Source organism: Finegoldia magna (genome assembly GCF_018371055.1).
Taxonomy (GTDB): domain Bacteria; phylum Bacillota; class Clostridia; order Tissierellales; family Peptoniphilaceae; genus Finegoldia; species Finegoldia magna_I.
Genome location: NZ_JAGYZD010000033.1, coordinates 1 through 11,309, shown reverse-complemented (window position 1 = coordinate 11,309; position 11,309 = coordinate 1). Strand labels below are relative to the sequence as shown.

Annotated in this window: 10 protein-coding genes; 6 read left to right on the top strand and 4 right to left on the bottom strand. The window is 32.8% G+C overall.

Annotated features, from left to right (window positions below):
• Together fusA and KHW44_RS02700 are read left to right on the top strand one after the other, a co-directional pair.
• Positions 1 to 2,004: elongation factor G (gene fusA / locus KHW44_RS02705; RefSeq protein ID WP_304065657.1), on the top strand; the 2,004-nt coding region annotated here is incomplete at its 5' end.
• A gap of 190 nt (positions 2,005 to 2,194) precedes the next feature.
• A complete protein-coding gene (locus KHW44_RS02700) occupies positions 2,195 to 3,793 on the top strand; it encodes a heparinase II/III family protein (RefSeq protein ID WP_154272419.1) in 1,599 nt (532 codons plus the stop codon).
• 134 nt (positions 3,794 to 3,927) lie between these two features.
• On the opposite strand, the gene KHW44_RS02695 is transcribed toward KHW44_RS02700, so the two are convergent.
• Positions 3,928 to 4,593, bottom strand: coding sequence for a Crp/Fnr family transcriptional regulator (locus KHW44_RS02695; RefSeq protein ID WP_102164269.1), 666 nt, complete (start codon positions 4,591 to 4,593; stop codon positions 3,928 to 3,930).
• Between the two features lie 108 nt (positions 4,594 to 4,701).
• Between KHW44_RS02695 and cysK the strand changes: the two genes are divergently transcribed.
• From cysK to KHW44_RS02675, 4 genes are all read left to right on the top strand, one after another.
• The gene (gene cysK, locus KHW44_RS02690; protein WP_294685876.1) at positions 4,702 to 5,598 is read left to right on the top strand and encodes a cysteine synthase A; all 897 of its coding nucleotides are present in this window, start codon (positions 4,702 to 4,704) and stop codon (positions 5,596 to 5,598) included.
• Positions 5,585 to 6,109 (top strand): serine O-acetyltransferase EpsC, encoded by a 525-nt coding sequence (gene epsC, locus KHW44_RS02685; RefSeq protein ID WP_304065648.1) that lies wholly within the window; start codon positions 5,585 to 5,587, stop codon positions 6,107 to 6,109. The genes cysK and epsC overlap by 14 nt, the downstream gene beginning before the upstream one ends.
• Before the next feature lie 90 nt (positions 6,110 to 6,199).
• Positions 6,200 to 7,201 carry a hypothetical protein gene (locus tag KHW44_RS02680; protein ID WP_304065645.1) on the top strand — a complete coding sequence of 334 codons (1,002 nt, stop codon included), beginning with the start codon at positions 6,200 to 6,202 and terminating at the stop codon, positions 7,199 to 7,201.
• Between the two features lie 142 nt (positions 7,202 to 7,343).
• Complete coding sequence (locus tag KHW44_RS02675) at positions 7,344 to 8,435, top strand: glycerol dehydrogenase (RefSeq protein WP_304065642.1); 1,092 nt, start codon at positions 7,344 to 7,346, stop codon at positions 8,433 to 8,435.
• Between the two features lie 65 nt (positions 8,436 to 8,500).
• Here the strand turns inward: KHW44_RS02675 and KHW44_RS02670 are convergent, their stop codons facing one another.
• The 3 genes from KHW44_RS02670 to KHW44_RS02660 all read right to left on the bottom strand — a co-directional run.
• Entirely contained in the window at positions 8,501 to 10,075 is a 1,575-nt protein-coding gene (locus KHW44_RS02670) for an antibiotic ABC transporter permease (RefSeq protein WP_304065640.1), read from the bottom strand.
• Positions 10,062 to 10,802 (bottom strand): ABC transporter ATP-binding protein, encoded by a 741-nt coding sequence (locus tag KHW44_RS02665; RefSeq protein WP_278725351.1) that lies wholly within the window; start codon positions 10,800 to 10,802, stop codon positions 10,062 to 10,064. The genes KHW44_RS02670 and KHW44_RS02665 overlap by 14 nt, the downstream gene beginning before the upstream one ends.
• A 73-nt stretch (positions 10,803 to 10,875) precedes the next feature.
• Positions 10,876 to 11,309: DUF3783 domain-containing protein (locus tag KHW44_RS02660; protein WP_304065634.1), on the bottom strand; the 434-nt coding region annotated here is incomplete at its 5' end.

Genomic DNA, 11,309 nt, shown 5'->3' with positions numbered 1-11,309 from the left:
GGAAGTGGAAAAACTCAACTCACTGAAGCATGCCTATACTTAACCAATGTGATTAACAGAGTCGGAAAAGTTGAGGACAAAAACACAGTTTCTGACTATTCTAAGCAAGAAATGAAGAGAGGTATTTCTATATCCAGCTCTGTTATTCCTGTTGAACACAACGACATAAAAATAAATTTCATTGATACACCGGGCTATTTTGATTTTGAAAGAGAAGTGTACCAATCATTAAGAGCATCTGAAGCAGCGCTTATCGTTATAGATGCAGTTAATGGAATTGAAGTAGGAACAGAAAAAGTATTGCGTTATACAGAATCTATCGATCTTCCAAGAATTATATTTGTTAATAAGATGGACAAAGAAAACGCTAACTTCAACAAGTGCGTAAGTGATTTGCACGAAAGATTTGGTAAGAATATCATTCCATTCACTTTGACACTTGGCGAAGGAGAAGACTTCAAGGGCGTAATTGATGTTATAGACAAACAAGCTTTTGAATACAATGGTTTTGAATTCAAAGAAGTTCCTATTCCTGAAGATAGAGTAGAAGAAGTTAATGTTGTGTTTGACGAAATTTGTGAAGTTGTAGCACAAACAGATGATGATTTGATGGAAAAATATTTCAACGGAGAAGAATTTACACACGAAGAATTCAAAAAAGCTTTGGTATCAGCGTTACTTGAAGGTACTTGCGTACCACTTATAGCAGGTAGTGCTCTTACTGGAATAGGTGTTGATGTTTTATTAGAAATCATCGAAAAATACATGCCAACACCTGACGATGAAAGAGCGAAATACGGATTCAGACATGCAGACGACAAACAACGTAAGTTCTCTGCTGATGAACCAATGAGTGCAGTTGTATTTAAGACAATTGTGGATCCTTTTGTTGGAAAGATTTCAATATTTAAGGTTATTTCAGGTAAAATAACCAAAGATACTTTAATATATAATTCAAGCAAAGAAACTGAAGAAAAAATTGGAGATTTGTTCTTCTTACGTGGCAAGGAACAAATCAAGACTGATGAAGTTCACGCAGGTGACATCGGTGCGATTAGTAAATTAGTTGAAACAGAAACAGGAGATACTATTTCTGATAAGAATGATCCGACTGTTTACAAACGTTTGAAATTAAAACCTGCAACATTATTCTTTGCAATTCAACCAAAATCAAAATCAGATGACGATAAAATTTCTAGTGCATTAACTAAATTGCAAACTGAAGATTTGTCTTTTGTATCTGAAAGAAATAATGAAACTAAGCAATTGCTTATAGGTGGACGTGGAAATGTTCAACTTCAAGTAATGATGGACAGATTAAAAGACGAATACCAAGTTGAAACAGAAATTGTTCCATTGAGAATAGCATATCGTGAAACTATCAAAGCAAAATCAGATGTAGAAGGAAAACACAAAAAACAATCTGGTGGTGCAGGACAATTCGCAGATGTATTCATTAGATTTGAACCATTGACAGACTCTGAAGAAACTTTCGTATTCGAAGAAGAAGTATTCGGTGGAGCTGTTCCTAAGAACTTCTTCCCAGCAGTTGAAAAAGGCTTGGAAGAATCGTTAGAAAAAGGTCCATTGGCTGGATATCCAGTAGTTGGTGTTAAAGCAATACTTTACGATGGAAAATATCACCCAGTAGATTCAAACGAAATGGCATTCAAAATCGCAGCTCAAATCGCATTCAAAAAAGGTATCGAAGAAGCAAAACCAATTTTGTTGGAACCTATTATGAAAGTTACAATCAAAATCCCTGAAGAATACATGGGAGATGTAATGGGAGATATGAATAAACGCCGTGGTAAGATTTTGGGAATGGAATCTGATGAAGAAGGAAACCAAATCGTAATAGCAGAAGCTCCTCATAAAGAATTATTTGAATATTCAATAGATTTGAGATCAATGACTCAAGCAAGGGGAGAATTTGAAATGGAATTTGTGAGATATGAAGAAGTTCCTTCTAATGTTACAGAAGAAATAATTAAAGAACAATAAAATTAGAGATGCCCTTATCGTTTGATAGGGGCATTTTTGCGTGAGAGCGTAAGTGTTGAGATATTAGCGTGAAAGCACAAGGCTTACTTAAGTATATGTTAATCTATTATTTATTTCTATTGCAAATACATTTGATTTATTGTAAGCTAATATTGATATTATATATGAAAAATACATACAAGGAGTTAATATGAAGTTAAGGATTTTATGTCTGGTTATATTATCGTCTATTGTTCTGTCTGCTTGTGGGCAAGAAAAATTAAATAATAAACCAGAACAAAAAATTGAGCAAACAAATAATTCGAAATCAAAAATTACTGCAGATAAAATTATCAATGGTACAATGGTTATTGATTTTAAAGGTAAAGAACAGACATATAAATTTGATGGAGATTGGAAAGCTTTCAGTAATATAGAAAGATCTTTTCAAAGATTGATTTATGGATTTTCTTTTTTAGACGATTTTTTTAATGCGTATGAAGATACAAAGGATATTTCATATATAAAAGAAGGGTATTCATTGATTATTTCTTTTGTAGAGCAAATGGAGTTTGATAAAAGTAAAATGTCATGGCATGATGAAACAACTGCTCTTAGAATGACGAATATTCTAAACTTTATTAAAAAAACTGAACAATTAGATTTTAAATTGTCTAATAAAGATGAAGAATTGCTTGACGATAATTTGAAGAAAACCGCAGAACTTTTTGCATTTACTGATTTCTATTCTGGTAATAACAATCATGGGTTTTTTCAAGATGAAGCAGGTCTTATGTATGCAGTAAAATATGGTAGAGATGACATAAAAGATATATGCAGTAAAAGAATAGAAAAATATATTAAAGATAACTTTGATAATGATGGTGTCCATTTGGAAAATTCATCTGAATATCACTATGTGTTAGTTGCTGAATTAAAAAAAGTTTTAGATAATTATGACGAAAATGTGATTCCAAATTACAATGAATTAAAGGAAATTTACGTAAAATCCGCAGATTTTGCCTACCAAACTCTTCTTCCAAGTGGAATCATACCTAATATTGGTGATTCCTGGTCGATGAAGATTAATCTAAATGATTATTATAGTGATGATATTTTAAATAATAGAAACACTAACAAAAGACAAACTTATTATGAATCTGGTTATGACATTTACAAAAATATGGACAAAAAAGCTTTTCTTTTGTTTAGGGGTGGTTACATCAAGAATCCTCACCATCATAACGATGATTTGAGTTTTTGGCTATATAAGGACGGTAATATATTTACTGAATTTGGTTCGTATGGATATGAAGAATCTAATCCTCATACAAAATACCAAACAGATTTTGAAGCTCATAATACTTTAATTGTAGACGATGGAAATAAATTTAAGGGTAAGGATGTAAAAATAACAAAAACAGATTCTCCATGGGAAATGTCAGGTGTGACTAAAAGAATTTCAAATATTACTTTCAAAAGGAATATAAGATTTAACAAAGACTTATCAAATATTTCGATAATTGATACTGTAAAATCATTGGACAAACAAGAACATAAGTACACTAGACTATTTCACTTAGATCCTTCAATTCAACCTAAAATCAAGAAGAAGTTAGGAAAAAATGTTGTTGAACTTTATAGAGGCGACAAGCTTATTGGAAAGTTAATTACTGAAGATGAAGTGAGTTTAACAGATGATTTTTATTATTCTGTTTACTATCAAAATCCTCCACAAAGTACAAAAGTAATTAAAGTTGATTGTAATGGAATAGATAAAGAAATGAAAGTTGATATTGAATTAAAATAATTATACTAAGTAGAGAATGCCCTTATCGTTTGATAGGGGTATTTTAGCGTGAGAACGTAAGGCTTGCTAACGTACAAGCAAACATCTCGCTTGTGAAAATCTGGCTTAATCAGATTCAGTAAGACTAGAACTGACTAGATTACGTAGAAGTATTCTTCCTTGAAGTTTTTGTGGAGTGAGAAGTGGTTTTTGTTGTAATCAAGTAGTCCTTCTTTTTTCATTTCCATTAGTTCCTTCGATAGTGCACTTCTGTCGACGTTTAGGTAATCTGCTAGTTCTTGTCTATTAAATGGTATGTCAAATTCGTTGGTTTCTTTTTTTAGGGCGACAGAGCTTAGGTACACGGATAGTTTTTGTCGAATTTTTTTGAAGGAGGATTGGCAAAGTTTTTGTGATAGTGAATAATTGTCGTTAGATAATATGAGGAGAAGATTTTTGATTAATTTGTCGTTGTAATCGTTGTGATTTGAGAAAATTTCATTTGTTTTTATGAACAAGATTTCACAGTCTTCACTTGCAACTACATCTATGATTAATTTTTCGCCACTTATTGCGTAGGACTCTGCGATTATTTGGAATTTGTTCCTGTTTGAAAGTATCATTCTAATTCCCCAATAATTTGTGATTTCTAATCTAACTTTTCCTTTGAGTATTAACCCGAATGTGTCTGTTGTGTTTCCAGATTTGTATATGTATTGGTATTTTTTGTAGGATTTTTGGTAAATAAAATTTGAGTTTAATAGTTGTTCGATTTCTTGTTTTGAGAAGTTTTTAAATAATTCTGATTTTAATATTTCCATATTCACCCCTTATGTTGTTTTAACAACGTACTTTTTCATTAAATTATATTAAACTATAGATATAAAATCAAATGTGCTTTATTATATATGGAAACAAAGGAGAGAAAAATGAAAAATATTTTAGATACTATTGGAAATACAAGACTTGTTAGATTGAAAAACATAGGAAATGGAAATATTTATGTTAAGGTTGAAAAGGAAAATGCAACTGGTTCGATCAAAGACAGAGCAGCTCTTGAAATGATAAAAGGTGCGATTGATGATGGTTTATTAAAACCAGGCATGAAGATTGTTGAACCAACAAGTGGTAACACGGGAATTGCGATTGCAATGATTGGTAAAACTTTGGACTACGAAGTTACAATTGTTATGCCAGAATCAATGTCTATCGAAAGACGTAAATTGATGCAAGCTTATGGTGCGACAATTATTTTGACTGGCGAAGGTGGAATGCAAGCTGCTGTTGATAAGGCGAAGGAATTGGAAGCTACTGGAGATTATTTTATGCCAAACCAATTTGCAAATCCTTATAACACTTTAGCTCACGAAAAATACACAGGACCTGAAATTTATTCCGATTTACCAGAAGTTAAGGGATTCATTGCAGGAGTTGGTACAGGAGGAACTGTCACAGGCGTAGGACATTTCTTAAAAGGAAAAAATAATGATGTTAAAGTGTGGGCTATTGAACCAGAAGAATCGGCGTTGTTGAGCACTGGAAAAGCTGGTGGACACAAAATCCAAGGAATTGGAGCAAACTTTGTTCCAGAAATTTTGGACAAGGATATGGTAGATGAAGTTATCACTGTAAAAGGTGACGATGCTTTGGATATGGCAAGACGTCTTGCAAAAGAAGAAGGACTTTTGGTGGGAATTTCTTCGGGGGCAAATGTTGCTGGAGCATTAAAAATGTTAGAGAAAGTTGATGGGCCGATAGTTACTGTTCTTCCAGATACTGGAGAAAGGTACTTGTCGACAGAATTATTTGAACATGAAGCTAATTAAAAGATTATCTGAATATGGTGATTTTATTTTAAAAGAAGATCCTGCATGTCGCACAAAATTAGAAGCGATATTTATGTATCCTATAGTGAAGGCGTTGGTCTATCACAGAATCGCAAATTATTTTTACAGAAAAAAGCACACAACTCTTGCCAGGTTTTTCTCACAAAGAGCGAGGTGTAAAACTGGAATTGAAATTCATCCAGGAGCGACAATCGGCAAGAATCTGTTCATAGATCATGCAATGGCAGTTGTGATTGGAGAGACTGCGATTGTAGGGGATAATTGTCACTTTTATCATAACGTAACGCTTGGTGGTACTGGCAACGAAAAAGAACACCAACGTCACCCGATTGTAGGAAATAATGTTGTAATTGGAACTGGAGCGACTGTTTTGGGGCCGATTAAAATTGGAGATCGTGCGAAAATAGGAGCAGGAGCAGTTGTTTTGAGTGATGTTCCAAGTGATTGCACAGCTGTTGGAATGCCTGCAAAAATAATAAGACACCATTAATATGAATTTAAATCTCTTCGGCAAATTTATTTGCTGAGGAGATTTTTTATTTTGTGGTAGAATGGATGTATAAGCAAGCAGGAGGAATTTATGAAGAAGAAAATATTTGCAATTGTAATGGCGCTTTTAATGTTGTGCTCATGCAGCATTGGAAAAAGGGATGTGTATTTGTATGGAGAAGACCACGATATAAAACCTATTTATAATGAAGAATTAAACATTTTGAGAGATTACTACAAAAAAGGTGGTAGGAATTATTTTCTAGAGTCTCCTCATTATTGTGCACAATATCTTAATTTGTGGATGAAATCAGATAATGATGAGTATTTGAACAAAATGTATGATTTTTTTAAAGAATATGGAAATTATGATTATGATTACACTATTGAATTTTATAAAACTATTAAGAAAGAAATGAATGATATTAGATTCTACGGTGTCGATGTGGGACATGCTTATGATATCATCGGCAAGGATTACCTAAAATTAGCAAAAGAAAAGGGCGACAAAGAAGATATTGAACTTACTGAAAAAGCTATAGAACAAGGCAAGAATTTCTATGGCAAAGAAAAAGTTGATCATTTAAAAGCCAGTGAGTACAGAGACAAAATGATGGCAGAAAACTTTATGAATACATATAACAGGACAAAAGGAGATGTTATTGGATTTTTTGGATTGGCACATATAAATGGAGTGGGTTATGTTAACGATTATATGACGAAGATTATACAAGATAAAATTAAAAATCTTCACACAGTTAATTTGTTGAAAAGTAAAAATCTCAAACCAATCTCAACAGAAAAAATCACATATAATGGAAGAGAATTTGAAGCAGATTATTATGGAATTATAAGCCACAAGTACTCCACATATCCTCACGAAAAATTATACCGAATTAAAGATACGGAATACTTCAAAGATTTCACGACAACAGGTTACAATCAATCATTTCCGTATAATTTCAGCTTTGAAAAAGGAGACATCATATTAACTAGACAATACAACGATAAAGATCAAGAAGATGTAGTTGTAAGAGTTACAAGTGATGGAACAGAAGAACTTTTCTTAGCAGATTACATTCAACCAAAATAATCTCAAAATAAACAGCGATAAACGAATAAAAGTTTGTCGCTGTTTTTGTTTTATCTATTTGGGTATAAATATTTTAGGGGTTATTTGGACATAAATGTTAAATAAATAACCTTGTTTATCAAAATTACGAAAGGAGAATTAAATGTTAAAATTAATTAGAACACCTCAAAAATACGTTCAAGGCAAAGACGCTTTGAATGAATTTGGTAAATACGCAAAAGATTATGGAAACAGGTTTTTGTTCGTATCTTCAAAAAGAGGATTGAATGATTGTAAGGAAAAAATCGAAAAAAGCTTTGAAGGAACTGACGCTTTCAGAAAATATGAAATATTCTCAGGGATTTCTTCCAATGGGGAAATAGAGAGAATGAGAAAAATCGTCGTCGATGAAAAAATCGATGCAGTTGTTGGAATTGGTGGAGGATCTGCTATTGATACTGCAAAGGCCACAGCATTTTATGAAAACAAACCAGTTTTGGTAGTTCCTACAGTTGTAGCGACTGATGCTCCATGTACCGGACTTTCAGTTATTTACAATGACGATCACACATTTGACAGATATATTTTCTACCCAGATAATCCTAACATGGTAATCGTGGATACTACAATAATTGCCAACGCTCCTGTGAGATTTTTGGTTGCAGGTATGGGAGATGCTTTGGGAACTTACTACGAAGCTAGAAGTTGCAAAAAAGTTGATGCGCCTTCACTTGAAAATGGTGGAATTAGTGAATCAGCAATGGCACTTTGCAAATTGTGCAATGAGATTTTGTTTGAACACGGAGAAATCGCCAAGAAATCTGTGGAAAATCATTTGTTGAACGAATCTGTTGAAAAAGTTATTGAAGCAGCAACTTATCTAAGTGGCGTTGGGGCAGACAATGGTGGACTTGCAGCGGCACATTCTATCTACAACGGATTTACTGAGATAGAAGGTGTTTCTGCAATGCACGGAGAAATCGTAGCTTTCGGTACGATTGTGCAATTGTTGATGGAATCAGCTCCAAAAGATGAATTGATGAAGGTAATGGATTTCTGCTACAAAGTAGGACTTCCAATTACTTTGAAAGATATGAATATAAAAGCTGAAAATATTATGGTAGGTTGTGAAAAAGCCTGTGTTGAAGGAGAAACTATTCACAACGTAGTTGGAGAAATCACTCCAGAAAGATTAAGAGATTTCGTATTGACAGCTGATGTATTGGGAACAAGATATTACGAAGAGCACAAATAAATTTACACATTAATAGCATATTAAAAAATCATCCTCGATTTAAAAAGAGGATGATTTTAGTTTGTCTATTTTATTTTTCTCCAAAAACCTATTTGATTGTAAAGTTCAATTCCTATTACTATTAACGACCATGGAATTAATAATCCTATGAGAATCCATTTAATAGGAGCTGATTGGATGCTAAACATTACAAATGAGAATATTGCTATCGTCAAAAATGAAAGTCCCATCATTTTAATAACGTAGGCGAATTTGGATTGTCTGTTCATTATGTCTGAAATGCTCGACCAATTTACGTATTTGTGTTTGTAATCTCCAGCGACTTTGAATCTACAAAATACAAATATCGATAATAAATTCAACATAATTGCAAATATTATGAAGTAAACTTTTACTCTGAAGAATAAGGAAAATCCTAATATTGCAAGTGCAGATAACACGCCCATTATTGTAAATGAAAACTTTACTTTTTCATTCAAATAAGTTTTCTTACTCATTGGTAGACTCATCAAATAATCGTGATTTTGTCCGTCTAATGAAACTATTATAGATTGTAGGTTCATAGGAAATAGTCCAATGAACACACTGTACATAAATGAAATGCTAAGTGCAACAGCAAATGATTGCAAATCGGAAATATTTGTCCCGATTTCACTTCTCATATTAGTCGCACTAGTAAATGTCATTATTATTGGAAACATTACTGGGAATAAAATACAAGATGTGATAGTTGTAGCATCACTCAAAAGCATTTTGTTGTATTTGAACATTTCCTTGCCGATATTGCTAGGTTCTTTGTCAACTTTAGTTCTCTTAACAGAATTTTTTCTGTTTTGAATATCGCTCATGTGTTCGTACAAGTTCTTCGATGCGAATTCTAGGATTGCCTTTCCTAAAATCACTTCAACAACTGCCAATACAGCTATGAAAATAATCGCCGATAATGGATTATGAAGTAATCCTGAAATAGGGCCAAGTCCTGTAGTGTTTTTCATGATATTTGAATTTTGAATAAAAATTACAAACACAATGGCAACTATTTGAATGAAAATATTAAGTCCAACCATTATTTGCGTGTTGAATTTGTACAATGCAGATGTTCTCACCAAAAGCTCTGCAACGACAATATTCAGAATTATTGTAAAAACGAATAAAACTACGAAATTCAAAATTCCGAACAAAATTGCCAAGAATATATTGAATTTGAAATCAATGAAAAACTTTATCGACAACAATAAAATCGGACTTAAAACTGTCAATGAACTCAACATTGTCAAGAAAGTCTTTGATATGAACATTTCTTTCTGACTAATTGGGAAGTAGGACATCTTCAACGAATCCTTGTTTTCATAAAACAGATTGAATACGCTGATGAAGTTTTGCAAAGTTCCCAGAATTACCAAGTAAAACACGAACAAATCATACGCCTTAGGGGCCTTGCTGTAATCAAATATAAGTCCGAACATAAGTCCGTAAATTACAAGCATCATCACAGCGGACATTATATATTGTCTGATAATTTTCTTGTAAATACTTTTGTTCTCAGCAGGCTTGGTCTTCTGTCTGATTTGACCTGTGAGCATAGGATTTATATTCAATAAGTCGATTTTCATCAATTCTTTTAATTTAGTTTTGTTCATTTGGAACCTCATCGTGTGATTTTATCATTTCAAGATAAATTTCTTCCAAAGATTTATCCGGATGTAAATCTTTTAGTTCTTGAACAGTACCCAAGAATATAAGTTTTCCTTTTTGCAAAATTCCAATTCTGTCGCAAAGTTTTTCTGCAATTTCCAAAATATGAGTTGAGAACAAAACAGTATTTCCTTTGTTGGCGTGTTCTCTCATCATTTCCTTCAAATTGTACGAGCTTTGTGGGTCAAGTCCAGTCAACGGTTCGTCCAATACCCACACATCTGGATCAGATAACAGAGCAGCTATTACGAAAACTTTTTGTCTCATACCATGTGAAAAAGATTCGATAGGTTGGAAGAATTCTGTCAAATCAAATTTTTCGGAAAGCATCTTGCAAGTAGCGTTGAATTTGTTTTCTTCAACTTCATAAATCGTTCCTACAAATCTCCAAAATTCGTAAGGAGTCATCTTCAAAAACATATCTGGACTGTCAGATACATATCCGATTTTTTTCTTAGCTTCCATTGGATTATCTCTTACATCGACGCCATCGATCTTGATAGTTCCTTCTTCAGGTTTTATAACACCAACTAAGGATTTTATCGTAGTTGATTTACCGGCTCCGTTATGTCCAATAAGACCGAAGATTTCGCCACTATTAATTGTAAGATTCAAATTATCCAAAGCGATTTTCTTGTCATATTTTTTTGTCACATTCTCAAAAGTAATCATACATACCTCCTCTTGTATCATACTGTATCATAATCGTAGCACACTTGTGATACCGTGTCAAATAAAAAAAGAATTAGCTATTGCTAATTCTTTCTATAACTGACTTTAAATGGTTGAATCTTCTGATAAGCTCATCCTTTTCAAATTCTTTTGGTTGCATATATTCAGTGACTTCGTTGATAGTTTCATAAAGTTCATCATCGTCATTTTCTTTGTACAATTGAATAGCTTGTGATCTAAGAGAAGCAAGCTCCTTGTAAATCATCATCACTTCGTGTTCTTCCTTGTTTTCCAAAAGAAGTTGTTTAAGTGGCCAATTTATATTGTGCTCAGTTGTGACGCATTTGTTTGGAATGTAAATATTCTCACGTTGCATATCTTTCAAAAATCTATTTAAAATTTGGTTGTTGAATTTATTAATCATAAGAAAATTAATATCCACACCTTCTTCAGCACATTCAATTTTGTCACCGTCTTCTTCTTTTAAAAGCACAGATATTTTAGTGC

Excerpts from the sequence above, each read along its gene's own strand:
- epsC (WP_304065648.1), top strand. The coding sequence starts at position 5,585 with ATGAAGCTAATTAAAAGATTATCTGAATATGGTGATTTTATTTTAAAA.
- KHW44_RS02670 (WP_304065640.1), bottom strand. The coding sequence starts at position 10,075 with ATGAACAAAACTAAATTAAAAGAATTGATGAAAATCGACTTATTGAAT.
- KHW44_RS02665 (WP_278725351.1), bottom strand. The coding sequence starts at position 10,802 with ATGATTACTTTTGAGAATGTGACAAAAAAATATGACAAGAAAATCGCT.
- KHW44_RS02695 (WP_102164269.1), bottom strand. The coding sequence starts at position 4,593 with ATGGAAATATTAAAATCAGAATTATTTAAAAACTTCTCAAAACAAGAA.
- cysK (WP_294685876.1), top strand. The coding sequence starts at position 4,702 with ATGAAAAATATTTTAGATACTATTGGAAATACAAGACTTGTTAGATTG.
- KHW44_RS02675 (WP_304065642.1), top strand. The coding sequence starts at position 7,344 with ATGTTAAAATTAATTAGAACACCTCAAAAATACGTTCAAGGCAAAGAC.
- KHW44_RS02700 (WP_154272419.1), top strand. The coding sequence starts at position 2,195 with ATGAAGTTAAGGATTTTATGTCTGGTTATATTATCGTCTATTGTTCTG.
- KHW44_RS02680 (WP_304065645.1), top strand. The coding sequence starts at position 6,200 with ATGAAGAAGAAAATATTTGCAATTGTAATGGCGCTTTTAATGTTGTGC.